The sequence below is a fragment of the Cellvibrio sp. KY-YJ-3 genome (assembly GCF_008806955.1).
GTDB lineage: Bacteria > Pseudomonadota > Gammaproteobacteria > Pseudomonadales > Cellvibrionaceae > Cellvibrio.
This window is the reverse complement of the sequence record NZ_CP031727.1, coordinates 3700067-3716529: the sequence shown is the minus strand read 5'-3', so window position 1 is coordinate 3716529 and position 16463 is coordinate 3700067. Positions and strand designations below refer to the sequence as shown.

16 protein-coding genes are annotated in these 16463 nt (G+C 46.2%); 5 read left to right on the top strand and 11 right to left on the bottom strand.

The genetic code is table 11. The features are described from left to right. Positions 1–11: 11 nt before the first annotated feature. Entirely contained in the window at positions 12–641 is a 630-nt protein-coding gene (lepB, locus tag D0B88_RS15810; protein WP_151058351.1) for a signal peptidase I, read from the bottom strand. 93 nt (positions 642–734) lie between these two features. Here lepB and D0B88_RS15805 point away from each other — a divergent pair, with 93 nt between their 5' ends. The 4 genes from D0B88_RS15805 to lpxL all read left to right on the top strand — a co-directional run bounded on the left by D0B88_RS15805 (position 735) and on the right by lpxL (position 3790). Then, positions 735–1631 (top strand): acyltransferase, encoded by an 897-nt coding sequence (locus D0B88_RS15805; protein ID WP_151058350.1) that lies wholly within the window; start codon positions 735–737, stop codon positions 1629–1631. A gap of 91 nt (positions 1632–1722) precedes the next feature. Further along, positions 1723–1947 (top strand): DUF2789 domain-containing protein, encoded by a 225-nt coding sequence (locus D0B88_RS15800; protein ID WP_007642266.1) that lies wholly within the window; start codon positions 1723–1725, stop codon positions 1945–1947. Positions 1948–2060: 113 nt separating this feature from the next. Beyond that, entirely contained in the window at positions 2061–2828 is a 768-nt protein-coding gene (locus tag D0B88_RS15795; RefSeq protein ID WP_007642265.1) for a YdiY family protein, read from the top strand. A 44-nt stretch (positions 2829–2872) separates the two neighbouring features. After that, on the top strand, positions 2873–3790 hold the full coding sequence (lpxL, locus tag D0B88_RS15790; protein ID WP_007642263.1) for an LpxL/LpxP family Kdo(2)-lipid IV(A) lauroyl/palmitoleoyl acyltransferase: 918 nt from the start codon (positions 2873–2875) through the stop codon (positions 3788–3790). Here lpxL and D0B88_RS15785 read toward each other — a convergent pair. The 9 genes from D0B88_RS15785 to metH all read right to left on the bottom strand — a co-directional run bounded on the left by D0B88_RS15785 (position 3784) and on the right by metH (position 14050). Then, complete coding sequence (locus D0B88_RS15785) at positions 3784–4980, bottom strand: CvpA family protein (protein WP_151058349.1); 1197 nt, start codon at positions 4978–4980, stop codon at positions 3784–3786. The genes lpxL and D0B88_RS15785 overlap by 7 nt on opposite strands. 67 nt (positions 4981–5047) lie before the next feature. Continuing rightward, positions 5048–6361: a type II toxin-antitoxin system HipA family toxin gene (locus D0B88_RS15780; RefSeq protein WP_151058347.1), complete on the bottom strand. Its 1314-nt coding sequence runs from the start codon at positions 6359–6361 to the stop codon at positions 5048–5050. After that, positions 6361–6717 (bottom strand): helix-turn-helix transcriptional regulator, encoded by a 357-nt coding sequence (locus D0B88_RS15775; protein ID WP_225318410.1) that lies wholly within the window; start codon positions 6715–6717, stop codon positions 6361–6363. The genes D0B88_RS15780 and D0B88_RS15775 overlap by 1 nt, the downstream gene beginning before the upstream one ends. Before the next feature lie 130 nt (positions 6718–6847). Further along, a complete protein-coding gene (locus tag D0B88_RS15770) occupies positions 6848–7468 on the bottom strand; it encodes a DUF2238 domain-containing protein (RefSeq protein WP_151058345.1) in 621 nt (206 codons plus the stop codon). A gap of 183 nt (positions 7469–7651) precedes the next feature. Beyond that, positions 7652–8239 carry a porin family protein gene (locus D0B88_RS15765; protein ID WP_225318409.1) on the bottom strand — a complete coding sequence of 196 codons (588 nt, stop codon included), beginning with the start codon at positions 8237–8239 and terminating at the stop codon, positions 7652–7654. A 324-nt stretch (positions 8240–8563) separates the two neighbouring features. Continuing rightward, a complete protein-coding gene (locus D0B88_RS15760; RefSeq protein WP_225318408.1) occupies positions 8564–8938 on the bottom strand; it encodes a hypothetical protein in 375 nt (124 codons plus the stop codon). A gap of 176 nt (positions 8939–9114) precedes the next feature. Next, on the bottom strand, positions 9115–9381 hold the full coding sequence (locus D0B88_RS15755; protein WP_370452459.1) for a penicillin-binding protein: 267 nt from the start codon (positions 9379–9381) through the stop codon (positions 9115–9117). A 103-nt stretch (positions 9382–9484) separates the two neighbouring features. Next, complete coding sequence (locus D0B88_RS15750) at positions 9485–10219, bottom strand: DUF2971 domain-containing protein (RefSeq protein ID WP_151058343.1); 735 nt, start codon at positions 10217–10219, stop codon at positions 9485–9487. 105 nt (positions 10220–10324) lie between these two features. After that, complete coding sequence (gene metH / locus D0B88_RS15745) at positions 10325–14050, bottom strand: methionine synthase (RefSeq protein WP_151059481.1); 3726 nt, start codon at positions 14048–14050, stop codon at positions 10325–10327. A gap of 347 nt (positions 14051–14397) precedes the next feature. Here metH and nfuA point away from each other — a divergent pair, with 347 nt between their 5' ends. Then, on the top strand, positions 14398–14985 hold the full coding sequence (gene nfuA / locus D0B88_RS15740; protein WP_007642242.1) for a Fe-S biogenesis protein NfuA: 588 nt from the start codon (positions 14398–14400) through the stop codon (positions 14983–14985). 91 nt (positions 14986–15076) lie between these two features. On the opposite strand, the gene D0B88_RS15735 is transcribed toward nfuA, so the two are convergent. After that, a complete protein-coding gene (locus D0B88_RS15735; RefSeq protein WP_151058341.1) occupies positions 15077–16462 on the bottom strand; it encodes an energy transducer TonB in 1386 nt (461 codons plus the stop codon). Between the last annotated feature and the right edge of the window lies 1 nt (position 16463).

Below are 16463 nucleotides of genomic sequence, written 5' to 3'. Positions count from 1 at the left end.
GCGTTCAGTGGCTATTCAAGGCTATGAAAAAAACGGTCTGCGCGCGGTAAAAAATTGTCTTCATAATCGAAGGACATAATAACGCTGCGGGAACGGCCGACAAATTCGCTACGTGGCACAAAACCTATTACGCGCGAGTCGGCGCTATTATCGCGGTTATCGCCAAGCATCAAATAATGGTCTGCGGGTACTTTTACCGGGGCAAAATTCGCATAGGTTTTTGTATTCGGGTCAATTCGAACTATATGGTTTTTGCCCTGTAAGTGCTCCAACCAGTCGCCATTAGCAGCGGGCGTGTAGGTAATTGCCTCGCCATTGATATAAAGGCGATTGTTCTGCATTGCGACTGTATCACCGGGTATGCCAATCACGCGTTTAACCAAGCGTTTATTGGCGACCTTTGAATCAAATATTGCAATGTCACCGCGTTGTGGATCAGTTATTTTATAAAGTGAAATATGGGTGAAAGGGACGCGTAGATCGTAAGCCATCTTATTCAGGCCTATGCGATCGCCTTCAATAATTGTGGGTTTCATTGAACCGCTGGGTACATGATTCCAATCAGCGACAGCACTGCGGAAGCAAAACATCAGTGCTAAAAATATAAACAGTGAACGGTTTTCCATCCAAAAACGTTTCATTCATTGTCCCTCTCTTGATCCTGTGTGGGTAATGCACAAAAATGCGCAGCTTTTATGACACTAGGGTCTCAGGCAAGTTCACAGGTTGGTAATATGCAATTATTCAATCATCTGCGTGCGGTGCTAGTCACTGCGATTTTCTCCATCACCATTATTATGATTTCTGTTCCGGTAGTGGTGCTGGGGCTGGTGAAATTATTGATTCCTGTAACCGCCTTGCGGCGCGCGATTGACCGTCTGTTGGATTCGGCCTCCAACCTGTGGATTACCTTTAATACCTGGCAGCAAGAGCATACCTTGCCCACTCAGGTGGAAGTGGAAGGGCTGGGCAATTTGAGCCGTGCTGAGTGGTATATGTTGATTGCCAACCATCAGTCCTGGCCCGATATTCTGGTATTGGTGCGTGCCTTTAATGCGCGTATTCCCGGGGTAAAGTTCTTTTTCAAGCGCAGCTTGTTATGGGTGCCGGTATTGGGGTTGGCGCTCTGGGGGCTGGATTTCCCCTCCATGCGTCGCTACTCCAAAGCCAAGCTTGAGCGACACCCTGAACTCAAGGGGAAGGATATAGAGCAGACGCGCAAGGCCTGCGAGCGTTTTCGCCATCACCCGGTCACGATTATTAATTTTCTGGAAGGCACGCGTTTTACAGAGACCAAACATACCCAGTTGCAGTCGCCTTATCGCCACTTATTGCCGCCTAAAGCCGGTGGTTTGGCCTTTACGCTCGCTGCCATGGGTGGGCAGTTGCATCGCTTGTTGGACGTCACCATCTATTACCCGGAGGGGATTCCCACTTACTGGGAATACGCCTGTGGGCGGGTGAAGCGTATTTGTGTACACATTCGCCAATTGCCCATCCCACCTGAACTTATTGGGGACTACAGTGAGGATGCTGCGTTTCGTGCGCGTTTTCAGCTCTGGGTCAACCAACTCTGGCAGGAAAAAGACGAGCTACTGCATGCAATGATGGCCGAGGAAAAAAGGCGATAGAAAATTAAGCTAGGAGACTGCTTGTCTTGCCGCTATCCTAGTGGTGGAATATTTGAGTGGAATTGTTCCATAACATCGACAGGAGGGCCGCATGTTCTACACGCTGAATGATCTTTTTGCCAAATTAGGTCTACCCAACTCTCCCGCCGCGATAGAGGCTTTTATTGAAAAGCATCGCCCGCTACCGCAAGCCGAACCCTTGGCGAGCGCCACCTTTTGGACTGCCGAACAAGCGGCATTCCTGCGTGAGGCTCGACAGGAGTACTCTGATTGGGCTGAAGTTGTGGATGAGCTGAACTGTTTGTTGCGCGACTAAGCGCTTATCACCCCTAACAGAAACGACCGGCCATTGGCCGGTCGTTTTCATTTGGGAGTCAGCTTTTCTATGTTATGGTTCCACCTCCCTAGATAGAGGTAACAGGATTGACTATGTATAAATTGACCGCTGCTTTTGTTCTCACCACATGTGCCACTGCCAGTTTTGCCGAGGATGCAAAAAAACCTTGGGAAGTAGAAGTGGATATAGGTGCTATCGCTACTTCGGGTAATACCGACACTACCAGTCTCCAATTTAAAGTGGATGCCAAGCAGAATTTGGAGAAATGGGAAAACCAATACATTTTTAATTCACTGTTCAAAGAGGACAGTGTCAAACAAGACGACAACACCAGTCAGAGAGAGAAAACGGCGGAAAAATATTTTGGTTCTGCCAAGTTTGCCTATTTGATTGGAGTGGAAGAGTCTTATCTATTTAGTTATGGCTCCTACACCGAAGATAAGTTTGGTGCTTATCGTACTTATGCAACCCTGGCTTTGGGTTATGGTAACTGGTTGTACTACAGCCCTACGTTTAACTGGTTTATAGAAGCGGGTCCTGGTTATTTTGAAGGTGAAAAAGTGACCGAAAGCACTGATCCTTTGTTGCCGGATACCATCACCGATGAAAGTGGTGCGATGTTGCGTGCAGCTACCGCACTGGAATGGAAAATTAGCGACAACGCCACCTTCAAACAATTAATTAGCGTTGAATCCGGTGCAGACAATACTCGTACCCAAAGCGAAACCTCGCTGGCAACAAGTATTAATGCGCACATGAAAATGAAAGTGGGCGTGGCAATTGCGAATGACTCGGATGTGGCAGACGGTAAAGAAAAAACCGACACCACCACCTTTATCAATCTGGTTTATAGTTTTTAAGTTATTGCCGATATTGGCTAATTCAATCTAGATTATTTATCACTATGGCTTCATCGCAATTTGATCGTGCTTTACTGGCTCCTCGTCATTGGCCTACCTGGATTGGTTTTGGGGTTTGGTTTTTGATTGCGCAATTACCTTATTCCTGGCAGATGGCGTTGGCTCGCCGCGCGGCACCTTTGCTTCACCTGAATAAAAAGCGGGTGAAAATGGCGCGCACTAATTTGCAACTTTGTTTTCCGGAAAAAACAACCGCGGAAATTGACCAATTATTAAATGCCAATTTGCAATCCACTGCGATGGCAGCTTTTGAGACCGGGATTGGTTATTTTTGGTCAAAACCGCGGTTGCGTAAATTATTCTCCATCACCGGGCTTGAGCACATTGAAAAAGCCAAGGCAGATGGCGAGGGCGCGCTCTTGCTTAGTTTACATTTCACCACACTGGATATAGGCAGTGCGATGCTGGGGGCGTGTATAAATTATGATGGGATGTACAGCCCGCATAAAAACAAAGTGTTTGATTATGTGCAAAAAAAGCGTCGTGAAGCCTATGTAAAAGAAGGTATTGCCCTTAGCCGTGACAACGTGCGCGGAATGGTGACACAGCTGCGCAAAGGGCGAATGATTTGGTATGCCCCTGACCGCGACCTGGGTGCAAAAGTGTCAGTATTTGTGCCTTTTTTTGGTGTGCCCGCCGCGACCGTGACTGCCACGGCAACATTTGCTCGCATGGGGCGCGCTAAAATTATTCCTTTCTCCCAATACCGCCGTGCCGATGGCAGTGGTTATGATGTGGTGGTTCACCCGCCCTTTGAAAACTACCCCACAGGGGATGAGCTGGCTGATGCGCGCCGGGTAAATGAATTTGTAGAGCAGGAAATCCTAAAAGCACCGGAGCAGTATTTGTGGGCCCAGCCGCGTTTCAAAACGCGGCCCGAGGGCTTGGCAAAAGTTTACTGAGGTTTTGCAGCCGGGTTTGTTGGCTGGTCAGAATAATGCACTTGCCCATTTTCATCGGTCCAGCGATAAATTTGGGTAGGTGTTCTCGGTGTTTCCTCCGTTGTTTGGCTGCCGGTATTGTTTTGTTTTACCTCTATCACCTCGTAATTATTCGTACCATTTGCCGCGATAGTTTCCTGACTAAAAATAATCTGCGTGAGCTGGTTTAATTTTGGGTTCAGCATCAGTGGCAATTTATTGGGTGAATTTAATTGCTGTTGAAACTCCGGGTCGGTCACTATCGCAATCACCCGCGGGTCATGTTTAATTATCTGCACCCGATTCCACGCAAAAACCATTTTTTCTGCCGCTGCCTTCGCGCCCGCATCGGTGTTCACATCAGCTTGCGCCATTAGCGCCTGCATGCTTGGGTTATCAATTAAGGCTTTAAATTCCGGGTCGCGCATTAGTGCGTGGGTATCGCCCGTGGTGAGTAGCGATTGGATTTTTTCATCGGCCATCAGCGTTTGCATTTGGCCGCTGTTGGTCATCTGCTGCACATGGCCAAGCATGGTTTGTGGGTCTTGTACAAAGGCTTTGGCTACCTGGCTGGCGGTTTTATCTTCCACCGCCAAATCCACCGCGGTTGCGGCGGCGGCACCCATTAATTTTTTAGCGCTTGCTTCAATAAATGAATCGTTAGCGCTTTGTAAATTGCGTAGCGTTGGAACGGGGGGATTCGTTGAACTGTTAGCAGGGGTATGGGTGAGCGGAGCGTTGGTTGTTGTGTCGGTAGTGAGGTTTTCGGTGATGGTATTTTGCTTCGGTGTTAAGACTAGCCCTAACACATAAACCGCGAGTAAACCGGCCAGTGCACCTATCAGTACACCCACACCTGCACCGCCTATTTTTGAGCCGGTATTAGTAGCATGGTTTTCCGGTACCAATTTTCCAACACTGCTTAGCAATAATGAAACAATAAAACTGACCAGCAAAAAAATCCCTGCACCGGCAATAAAATAAACAATCAAACCCGTTAATGCCGTGTGTTGCATTAACAGCGTGGCAACTGTTGGAGTAAAAATAAGTGCGGCAGGGTAGGCGACTATCCAACTCAAAATGCGCGTAATAGAGCCAATAAACCCTTTTTGATAACCGCGCCAGGTGAAAAAAATAAGTAGCGCAAAAAATACCAGGGTGGTGATTTGCATTGCCAATTCCTTATTCAATAAAAGTTGTGGTGACTTGTTTGGCTATCGACTGTTGGTAACTCAGTGTTTAAAGCGAAAGGCGTAAGTTGTTATTTATCTCGCGTGTAAACTCCGGCGATACACCCGCCGTGCTTGCATAGGTTGGCCACTGGCCGACAACATCAAGCACCTCTTCAATAATCAGTTTTGCTTCTTTGGTGAAATTACTAATTAAGGTTGCAGCACTTAATAAATCACGGCGGGTAAAATTATCGCGTTTACCATTTAAATTCAGTTGGTGCGAATTCACCCAGGGTGAGCCGGGTTTGTAGCTGTAGGCTATATCAAACGCGGGCGCTAATTGCCACTGCATACGCGGGCCGGGCAGAATAAAACCGATATTTTTACTGTGATCGTCATGGTTGCGCGCCACTATGTTAAACACCATGCGGCGATAAATTTCCACCGCTTCAGCGCGCGTTAAACGCAGTTGGCGCGCTACGGCAAATAGTTGCTCATAGCTGTAATAGCCCGGCTTTTTGAAATCGGCGTGATCCATGGCACAAAGTGATTGATAGTGCACCTTGTGATTGCCAATGCGATCAAAGCGCTGCGTCAGAAAATGCGCGCGCTCACCATCCATTAATAATTCGCAAGGCGCCATACGAATGCCCGCCGCTTTTGCCATTAAATAATAGGCGTATTCCATACGGCCAAAACCCTGTGGGTCGCCAAAGGTTTCGCGGCTATTACCCTGTTCAATGACTCCATCAAATTTCAACAGATAATGTTCAAAGCCCTCAGGTGCATCTACTTGCCCTGAGCGGATTTCAGTGCGCGTTTTATTGAGCGCAACCAAGGCCTTGGCGCGCGCGCCACCAGCGGATGTACCCACTTGCAGTATCGCTGTGAGATCGTCATTCCCCCTGTGTTGGAGCGAACCGTTTAGGCCGGCACGTTGATCCAGTACTTGTTGCGCCATAGCGATCAGCGATTCCAGCTCCAGCTTGCTATTGGTCTGTTGAGTTTGCCGCAGGGCAGGGGCGTATTCCAGCGCCCCCATACCGCGGTTGCCGCTGTAAAGCAGGCGTTCGAGTGGGTTAAAACTCTGCGCGTCCCGGCCGTTGCGTGCGAGCCAGGCATTGATTACCGCGTTGCCAAAATCATCCGGCAAGGTATCTGCAAAACACGCGGGCAGCCCTTTATAGGTGTCGCGGTTGAGTTGGGGGAAATGAAAAATATGTGTGCCGTCTGCGTGGCTAGGCATGTGCAGTGGGGCGATTTGCACCCCGGTTTTTATCCATTCGGGCGTATATTCAAAGGTCGCGGTTGCGGTGTCGGGTGCCCAGGCAAGGGCGCCGACCAATTTGTCCCATAGCCACACTTCAGCGAGGTTTAGCATTACCAGTCCAACCCCGGTTCTTTTATGCTCTCGGAAGTGCGCGCCTCGGCTGCTTTATAGTTACTAGTCCGTGCGCGCTGGCGCTGTTTACCGCGCAGTTTTAATTGTTCGAGTGGGCTGGGTGGCGTATCGGGTAGGAAGTTATCCAGTTGCTCCAAGGCATTGAGCGCGCGTAAGGCGGCAATCATATTTTCCAGCTTGCCGCCGCCCGCCACCAATTGGCGATAACTTTTGGCAGTAATGCCTATTTCATCTGCCAGCATTTGTTGGGTCAGGTTTTGCGCCAGCCGCAAACGTTCAAGGCGTTCGCCCAGCTCGGTAGCAATGGCGCTATTGGTCATTGAGTGATAGTTCATAATAGATATTTATCTACCCCTAATAGGTGAAAATAATCAATTAAGAGTAAATTTATACTCATTAATGTTATTTTGCAAATTTCAGGTAAATAAATATCTTTTAATGCGATTTTTTATTTTTATAGGTATTTTAATACCCTTTAATCTTTTGAAGTTGGATGTCGTGCCAGCGCGATAGTAGTAGCAAGGCACTGATTGCTCCGATAAAGGCAAAAAACATATCCGATTGGGTATCCCACTGGTCGCCCTGGGTGCCCAAAAACTCATCCGCGCCTTGCCCCATAATCAGCGCAGCGGCCCACTCGATCAGCTCATAAGTGGCACTAATTGCCAGCACAATACACACGATAATAAAGGCGAGCATTTTTGCGCCTTTGACAATCTGGTGGCGGATAAGAATTTCCCGCGCAATTAATGCGGGGGCAAAGCCCTGAAAAAAGTGGCCAAGTTTGTCGTAAGGGTTGCGTGACAATTCAAACCAGTCTTGCACCATAAAACCCACTGGAACCCGCGCATAGGTGTAAGCCCCGCCCAGAATTAAAATCAAACCGTGCAAAAAAATACACCAGTAGAGCAGTGTAGTAAGCGGGAATTTTTTGTATGTTGCCCACAAAATTGGAATCGCGATTAATACCGGCATCACCTCCATTAACCAGGTGGCGCGGTCATAGGGCTGCCAGCCGGAGGCGATTAAAGCTATGCCTGTGGCGATAAGCATAAATACCAGCAGTGATAATGGGGTTTGGCGCATTTTGTGTCCCTGATAATAATGTAATGGTGGCGTAAATGACGGCCATATTACGTTATAAACAGAGTTTTTGGTGCTGAGGTTGGTGTTCGTTTGCTGGTAAAAGGGGACTGGATAGAGCAGGCATAGTAGCGAGAGCACAAGGCTCCCGCTAATAAGGTTTGCGTTTAGCGGAGAAGTGATGCGTTAAAAAGTAAACTGCAGATTTACACTGGCAAAATCCACATCCATATCAATGTCGTCTTGTTGCAATACATCGATTTCGTCCCGCGAGATATTGAAATCAAAGCGTTCATATTCGATGCGCAAATCAAGGTTTTCAGATAAGCGAATTTTTGCACCACCACCCCAAAACGCCTCATCGCCATCGTAATTGTCGCTGGCATTAATTGATGTTATTGCAGCATCTGCATCCCACCATAATTGCCCGCCCTTGGCGTAAAGAGAAAATGATTCGCTGAGCGGGGCTTCAAAAATAACGGCTAGTGATCTACCGTCCGCATCCAGAGTTAATACATCATTTCCGGCTTCATCAAAGTCAATATAAGAGGCCTCCACTCCGATGTATTCATTAAATTTTACCAAGGCAAATATTTTTTTAGCGGCCTCATCTTCTTTAAATTCATCATCTTTTAATTTGGTAAAGCCGTAGCCAGCACCAATAGAAAATTCCGGATGCAAGCGCCAGTTGTTGTTTTCCTGGTTGTCTGATTGCGCTACGGCTGCTGATGAAATCATAGCAATACTTAGGATGGCAGATGTTTTAGTAAACATAATTAAATCTCCATTTTCTGTGATTGACTGAACCTACAGAGTAAGTGGAGCAATGCTTGTGCCAATCAGCTTAAGGTGAGTTGTTGCGTAGCTTTTAAGCGATTTTCTTGAATTAATAAAATTAATTTTTATTAATTTGTAATTATTTTTTTACAAAAAAAGTAAAATTTACAACCATGGTTTTTTGGTGAAATTTATATTTTTTATTATGTTATTTAGCGTACATTCAGATTCAAAAGATTAACTTAAAATCGAAAAGGTGCTTGATTTAACAGAGTGATTGAAAAGCATGATATGGGGGAGGTGGGAATTTCGCTCTATATTTCAACTGAATCGCATCAGCTCAAGCAGGCGCGCAATTCGCTCATTGGAAAGCTGACGATAATCCGGGTAAGGTGCAACAATCACGCGCTGTTCTTTATTAACCGCAAAATAAGCATCCAGCCAAACCAGTGGTGGTAATGCTAGCTGCGCCGCGTAGGTTTTACCGGCAATGATATGGATGGCGTTTCCATCCGATTCAAACTGCGGTGCACTAAACAACAGTACCTCTTGTGAGTGTGCCTGAAATAATTCAAGGTCACGATAAGCTTGCCAGGTATCGGGTAAATTTTTCAGTTGCTGCAATTGATACCAATCAAATAATAACTTGGCGTACACATTAAACACTTTTCGCCAGTGGTTACTGGTGTGTTTCACAATATGTGTAAGCTCCCCCATCGCCAAGCCAAGCCATGCAATTCATCCATTACCGGATAATCATCAATCGGTGGGCGATTGGCGATATAAAATTTGATGCTACTGTGGTGCGATCCAAGTCCAATCATTTTCATAGGTGGTTATTTAACCGGCTGCGTATTGTTTTTACGCAACGCTTAATAAGAAGAGTTCGGTGTGCTGTCGGGATTAATCTCACCATACACTTCTTCCGGGTCTATCTCATTAATGAGTAAAGTCTCTCGCACCGTTTGAATATGGTCGAGCACGGTTTGGTATCTATCACCGTATTCGTACTTGTTCACCTCTATAGCTTTTGGCATATAACAAAAGGCAATTTTTAACGCTTGAATCAGCTCGTCATTTGTTGCATCGCTCATGGCGTTCTCCATATCTGTAGGTTGCTGGTGAGGAACGAACCGCAACAGCGGTTTCTCAGGGCAGCAAAATAATTAAATTATTTATCGTTCGGTAGGTTGGGCAGTTATGCCCAACATGGGTGATTATTTGTTGATGTGGTGTTTAGCGTTATATCGGCTGAAACTTTGTCTCTTCTCTGATTTCAAGTTTTAAGGCTGCCTTTCCTCGGAAAGCCTTTAATAAACGAACGTGTTTCCATTCTGCGCGATTTAATAGGTTTTTAATTGTAAATGTATCTTTGTTGGAGATGTTCATCCCTAAGATCACACAATCCAATGCCTCGGGCTGAAATAAATATAAACCGGATTCTCTAGATATTAATCTTTCTTCTGCTTCGTAACGCCAGTGCTCATGTTTTACAGTTAAGGCAGCTTTTTTAAAATTTTCACAAAGGTTAATAAAATCTTCAAAAGAATTAATATCTGGGTAGTTTTCGTATATTTCTTTAAAAGGATGATCTGCTTCGTAAGCTATAGGGTATTGGTTTATAGGTATCCCGTTGGTTTCAATTTTGCGTTTTAAATCTGGTTTAAAACCAAGACAAAAACCTTGGTGTGAATCTGCATAGTGCGACCACATTAATATATCGTCAGGTGTTTTACATAGACAAAATACGCCTACTCTATTAATTTCTTCTTTTATATGCTCATTTGCAGATGATAATTTGATGGGGCCTGGATGGAGCCCCAGATCTTTAAGTTCATTTTCAAAGTCCACTGGTAGCAATTGGCCATCAAATGGATCATTGAATGTACTCGTCGTTGGGAAATATAATGCACTATTAATTAGAATATCTAGGCCATTCTTATCAACACTTCTGTATTTGTATAAAAGGTTATCCATAGTCAAGTCCACTTATTTGAAGGAATTGAAGTAGGTAATATTTCATATGGTTGGTTTATGATTGCGGCGAGTTGCTCCGCGAACCCGCCCTACAAAATTCCAAACTTACTCAGCAACAACCCCAGGCTCATACGCCAACACCGGACTCATCCATCTTTCAATCTCCTGCACACTAACCCCCTTGCGCTGCGCCAAACTCTCCACCTGATCTTTCTCAATCTTCCCAGTATTAAAATACTCCGCTTGCGGATGTGCAAAATACCAGCCGGAAACCGCAGCAGTTGGCAACATCGCAAAATGTTCGGTCAGCGTGATACCAGTATTTTTCTCGCCATCTAACAACGCAAATAACTGAGTTTTTTCAGTGTGATCGGGGCAGGCTGGATAACCGGGAGCAGGGCGGATGCCTTTGTATTGTTCTTTGATTAAATCTTCGTTGGATAGATTTTCATCGCGGTCGTAACCCCAGAATTCTTTGCGCACGCGTTGATGCATGTGTTCTGCAAAGGCTTCAGCCAAACGGTCGGCGAGGGCTTTTACCATGATGCTGTTGTAGTCATCGCCCGCGTCTTGATATTGCTTGGCGAGTTCTTCTGCGCCTATGCCGGTAGTGACCGCAAAGCCGCCGATGTAATCCTGTTTGCCGGTTTCTTTCGGTGCAACAAAATCCGCGAGTGAATAATGCGGGCGCGATTCCATGCCTTGTTTTAAATGCTGCTGGCGGATGTGGTGCAAAGTATTTATTTGCTTTCCATCCGCATCATATACGGCGATGTCATCGCTGTTGACCGTATTCGCTGGCCAGAAGCCGATCACGCCGTTGGCGCGGATAAGTTTTTCATCGATCAATTTATGCAGCATCTGTTGTGCATCGGCAAATAAATTGCGTGCTGCTTCACCGACGATTTCATCTTCCAGAATTTTTGGATATTTTCCGGCGAGATCCCAGCTGATAAAGAAAGGTGTCCAGTCAATAAAATCAACTAGCGTATTTAAATCGTAATCTTCAAATACTTTTACACCGGTAAATGCGGGCGCTGGTGGGGTGTAATTATCCCAATCCAGTTTTAAACCTTTGGCGATAGCTTCGGGGTAGGAGCGCACGGTGCCGCGTGGTTTGCGGTTGGCGTTGCGCTCGCGTACATCTATATATTCTTGTCTGAGGTCTTCCACAAATTTGGGGCGCAATTCGTCGGACAGTAGTGTGCTGGCGACACCTACGGCGCGCGAGGCATCGGCAACGTAAACCACTTGATTGAGTTTAAACACCGGATCAATTTTTACCGCGGTATGCGCTTTGGAGGTGGTTGCGCCGCCGATCATCAGCGGCTTATTAATACCACGGCGTTCCATTTCGCGGCCGACAAACACCATTTCATCCAGCGACGGTGTGATCAAACCCGAGAGTCCGATAATGTCGCAGTTTTGCTCGATGGCGGTGTCGATAATTTTATCGCAGGGCACCATTACCCCAAGGTCAACCACTTCAAAGTTATTGCACTGCAATACCACGCCGACAATATTTTTGCCGATGTCGTGTACATCGCCTTTTACGGTCGCCATCAGGATTTTGCCATTGGGTTTTGAAGCTTCGGTTTTCTCGGCTTCAATAAACGGTTGCAAATAGGCTACTGATTGTTTCATTACGCGCGCGGATTTAACTACTTGCGGCAAAAACATTTTACCGGCACCGAATAAATCACCCACCACATTCATGCCGTCCATGAGTGGGCCTTCGATTACATCGAGCGGGCGAGGATAATGTTGGCGTGCTTCTTCGGTATCTTCGACGATATGGGTTGAAATACCTTTTACCAGCGAGTGTTCAATACGTTTTGCAATCGGCAGTGAGCGCCATTCAGCGTCTTCTTTGACTTCACCCGTCGAGCCATCACCGCGATATTTTTCAGCGATATCAAGCAACGCTTCAGTGCCGCCGCTGTGACGGTTGAGAATAACATCTTCAACTTTGTCTTTTAATTCTTGCGGTAAATCGTCGTACACCGCCAATTGGCTGGCGTTAACGATGCCCATATTCATACCGGCTTTAATCGCGTGGTACAAAAATACTGAGTGGATTGCTTCACGCACCGGGTTGTTGCCACGGAAGGAGAAGGACACGTTGGATACGCCGCCGCTGACGCCAGCGTGAGGCAGGTTGGTGCGAATCCAGCGTGTGGCTTCAATAAAATCTACCGCGTAATTGTTGTGTTCTTCAATGCCGGTTGCGACCGCAAAAATGTTTGGATCGAAAATAATATCTTCCGGTGGGCAATTCAGTTTATCTACCAATGTGCGATAAGAGCGCTCGCAAATTTCTTTTTTGCGCGCCATGGTATCGGCTTGGCCGGTTTCATCAAATGCCATTACGACTACAGCAGCACCGTAGCGCATGCAGAGTTTGGCTTTTTGTAAAAACTCTTCTTCGCCTTCTTTCAAACTGATGGAGTTTACAATCGGTTTGCCTTGAATACATTTCAAACCGGCTTCGATAACATCCCATTTGGATGAGTCCACCATAATTGGTACACGGGCGATATCCGGTTCGCCAGCAATTAAATTCAAAAAGCGCACCATGGCTTTTTCAGCATCGAGCATGCCTTCATCCATGTTGATGTCGATTACCTGCGCACCATTTTCAACTTGCTCTAAAGCAACTTCCAGTGCAGTGGAATAATCTTCTTCCACAATTAATTTTTTAAAGCGCGCAGAACCGGTAACGTTACAGCGCTCGCCGACGTTTACAAATAACGAATCTTTGGTGATGTTGAACGGCTCTAAACCGGAGAGACGGCAAGCTGGTTCGATATCAGGAATTTTGCGCGGAGCATATTTGCTCATTACATCAGCGAGAGCTTTGATATGCGCGGGCGTAGTACCGCAGCAGCCGCCGATAATATTTAAAAATCCGCTTGCGGCAAATTCTTCAACAATATCGACCATCTCTTGCGCGGTTTGATCGTATTCACCAAATTCATTTGGCAAACCGGCGTTGGGATGCGCGCTCACAAAACAGTTGGCGACACGTGAAAGTTCTTGCACGTACTGGCGCAATTCTTTGGCGCCCAGTGCGCAGTTCAAACCCATGCTGAGTGGGCGGGCGTGTGCGAGTGAATTGTAAAATGCTTCAGTCGTTTGGCCGGACAGCGTGCGACCAGAGGCATCGGTAATGGTGCCGGAAATCATAATCGGTAATTCAAAACCGACATTGTCAAAATATTGTTTTACCGCGAAAACCGCAGCTTTGGCGTTGAGCGTATCGAAAATAGTTTCGATTAAAATAATATCGGCGCCGCCTTTGACCAAACCATCCATTGATTCCAGATAGTTTTCTACCAGCTGATCAAAGGTCACGTTGCGCGCGCCAGGGTCATTTACATCCGGCGAAATAGAACAGGTGCGACTGGTTGGCCCGAGCACACCGGCAACAAAACGCGGCTTGGCCGGATTCTGCGCGGTCATTTCATCGCACAGTTCTCTCGCCAAACGCGCAGAGGCGAAATTGAGTTCATGGCTCAGATCTTCCATGTCGTAGTCGGCCATGGAGATGCGCGTGGAGTTAAAGGTGTTGGTTTCCAGAATGTCGGCGCCGGCTTCAAGGTAGGCGCGCTGGATCTCGCGGATCACTTCTGGTTTGGTAATGCTGAGCAAATCGTTGTTGCCCGCGATATCCATGTGGTAATCGGCAAAACGCGCGCCGCGATAATCCGTCTCCTGCAGCTTATAGCTTTGGATCATGGTGCCCATGCCGCCATCCAGAATCAGGATGCGTTCTTTAATGGCGGTGTGCAGTGAGTCAATGCGGGCTTGCAGGGCGGCTGGTGCAGTCATGGGAAACCTGTCTGTCATGTGAAACCTTTCGCTAAAAGGCTTGAATAGAATAAGAATTGCTGAAGCAATATCAAAAAAGATTGATATAGAAAATTGGCGCGAATTCTAGCAGAAAAGCAGCCAAAGGGCGCCCGTTTTGGCCTGCTTGTGTGCGGCATTAGGGGGTGTTGTAGGGTTTGGCTATGGCGCCGATAAAAATTTAGCGGCTTCTTTTCAGGCTTGGCTAGTGCCTGTGCCGCGACTTTGCAGTAGAATACCTGAGTAATTTAATCGGGTATTATTTGTCCTTTTATATACGTTTAAGCGTATGTAGTGGTGACTCCCACAGATTCTGTAGAAAGGTTTATATGGTCAACGTCGATATCACCGAATCCGCTCAAGACTACTTGAAAGAACTGCTCGACAAGCAAAAAGACAACGACGGCATAGGCATTCGTATGTTTGTGGCCAACCCGGGTACACCCAATGCGGAAACTTGCATTGCTTATTGTCGCCCCGGCGAGGAAAAAGAAGGTGATGTGATTGTGCCGCTCAAGGGTTTTAACGCTCACTTTGAAGAGCGCAGCTTGCCATTTTTGGAAGATGCCAAGGTGGACTACTCCCCTGATCGCATGGGTGGCCAGCTCACTATTCGTGCTCCCAATTCCAAAATGCCGCGTGTTACCGACGATAGCCCGCTGGAAGACCGTATCAACTACGTGCTTTACAACGATGTAAACCCCAGTCTCGCTTCCCACGGCGGCAACGTGAGCTTGGTGGAAATCACTGAAGATATGATTGCCGTATTAAAGTTTGGTGGCGGTTGTCAGGGTTGTGGCTCAGTGGCAATTACCCTCAAGCAGGGCATTGAAGTGCAGTTGATGGACAAGTTGCCCGAGTTGAAAGGCATTCGCGATGTGACTGACCATACGGATCGCTCCAACGCGTATATGTAATTCATTGCGTATTGTTAAGGGCATAAAAAATCCCGCTGCGGTGTTCCGGAGCGGGATTTTTTTATTCTCTGTGTAATTGATTTATTAGCGATTAAATTTCTTCTCGCCACGGCTTTTTCGTGGAATAACTTGCAAGCCGTTGTTCGATTATCTCCAGCGGTAGTTCCAGTTTTTTAGCATCTTTTACAGCCTTTTTCTGCCATTTAATTGCCGATTTAAAATCGCCATTCTCAGCAGCGATTGCCGCTTTCGTTTGGAAATAATTCTGTTTATCTAAGTAGTCATCGGGTACCTGATTGACATGACTCTCGCCAACTTTACCGTTGCGCTTTGTGGCATCCGGATGAGTTGCCAGTATCCAGGCCAATCTCACTTTTGCCTGGTTATTCCGAGCTGCCGCTTGTTCCAGCCAGTAAAAGCCCTTTTTTTCGTCCTTCGCAAAGTGAGCACCGCTGAATGACTCCAGTGCGAGCATGTACTGCGCTTCGGGTATTCCTTGCTTTGCAGCTTTCAACAGCCATGCCATGCTTTGATTGGTATCTTGTTCGCACATATTTCCATACAAAATATTGCGCCCTAAAAAGTAGCTTGCAGCGCCATTACCATTTTTGGCGGATTGCATATACCATTCATTTGGGTTGTCAGTTAATTCGAAGTCACTAGTGAATGAGGGGATGGCCTCTAAAAAATAAGCATAAGCAAGTTGATCGCTGGAATTTCCCACTTTTGCTTTTTTACGTAAATCATCAACAATATTGCCAAGTTTTTCGTTATTTATTCTGTGTCCATCAATATAGAAATTATGTCTTGTTTTATAGCCGTTGATATCTATAGGCTTTCCATCGATTTTTGCCGGCTCATATTGGAATTTTCGCAAGGCTGCTATTGCGGCATCAGTAAATGATTGTGAAGGCGAGTAATAAACCATGTGATCTCTGGTGAAGCCGTATTTATCAACAGTAAAAATCACATCAACAAATCCCGCTTTTCCTTGTCGCAACATGTCAGTAGGGTATTGGGGCGCCACTTTTTTAATTGCACGACGCTCTTTAAAACCGGCATTTTTACCAATAAATTTTGGCGTTAATTTAGCAATAACTACATCATTCGCATATTCATCCAGTAACGACTCATAACGTTTTTTTGCTGCCGATTGTTGTGTTTCATTAAGTTGTTTCAGGATTTTTAAATGGATTTTGTTCTGGTTAATTGTCGGGTCTTGTGCTGCTAACGCGAACCATGCGTAGGCTTCGATGGTATTTTTTTCAACATGCTCACCACGGAAGTACATGGCGCCAATATTTTGTTGGGCATCATGATCACCGTATTGAGCAACACTCATAAACTCCTTGAATGCAAACTCATACTCGCCCTTTACATAATGATCCATTCCTTTATTGAAATCAGCATGTGCGAAATGAGTTGCTATTGATGTAAGTAGAATTAACAAATAGAGGGTTATATTTTTTTTAGGCATA

Excerpts from the sequence above, each read along its gene's own strand:
- lepB (WP_151058351.1), bottom strand. The coding sequence starts at position 641 with ATGAAACGTTTTTGGATGGAAAACCGTTCACTGTTTATATTTTTAGCA.
- D0B88_RS15805 (WP_151058350.1), top strand. The coding sequence starts at position 735 with ATGCAATTATTCAATCATCTGCGTGCGGTGCTAGTCACTGCGATTTTC.
- D0B88_RS15800 (WP_007642266.1), top strand. The coding sequence starts at position 1,723 with ATGTTCTACACGCTGAATGATCTTTTTGCCAAATTAGGTCTACCCAAC.
- D0B88_RS15795 (WP_007642265.1), top strand. The coding sequence starts at position 2,061 with ATGTATAAATTGACCGCTGCTTTTGTTCTCACCACATGTGCCACTGCC.
- lpxL (WP_007642263.1), top strand. The coding sequence starts at position 2,873 with ATGGCTTCATCGCAATTTGATCGTGCTTTACTGGCTCCTCGTCATTGG.
- D0B88_RS15785 (WP_151058349.1), bottom strand. The coding sequence starts at position 4,980 with ATGCAAATCACCACCCTGGTATTTTTTGCGCTACTTATTTTTTTCACC.
- D0B88_RS15780 (WP_151058347.1), bottom strand. The coding sequence starts at position 6,361 with ATGCTAAACCTCGCTGAAGTGTGGCTATGGGACAAATTGGTCGGCGCC.
- D0B88_RS15775 (WP_225318410.1), bottom strand. The coding sequence starts at position 6,717 with ATGAACTATCACTCAATGACCAATAGCGCCATTGCTACCGAGCTGGGC.
- D0B88_RS15770 (WP_151058345.1), bottom strand. The coding sequence starts at position 7,468 with ATGCGCCAAACCCCATTATCACTGCTGGTATTTATGCTTATCGCCACA.
- D0B88_RS15765 (WP_225318409.1), bottom strand. The coding sequence starts at position 8,239 with ATGTTTACTAAAACATCTGCCATCCTAAGTATTGCTATGATTTCATCA.
- D0B88_RS15750 (WP_151058343.1), bottom strand. The coding sequence starts at position 10,219 with ATGGATAACCTTTTATACAAATACAGAAGTGTTGATAAGAATGGCCTA.
- metH (WP_151059481.1), bottom strand. The coding sequence starts at position 14,050 with ATGACTGCACCAGCCGCCCTGCAAGCCCGCATTGACTCACTGCACACC.
- nfuA (WP_007642242.1), top strand. The coding sequence starts at position 14,398 with ATGGTCAACGTCGATATCACCGAATCCGCTCAAGACTACTTGAAAGAA.
- D0B88_RS15735 (WP_151058341.1), bottom strand. The coding sequence starts at position 16,462 with ATGCCTAAAAAAAATATAACCCTCTATTTGTTAATTCTACTTACATCA.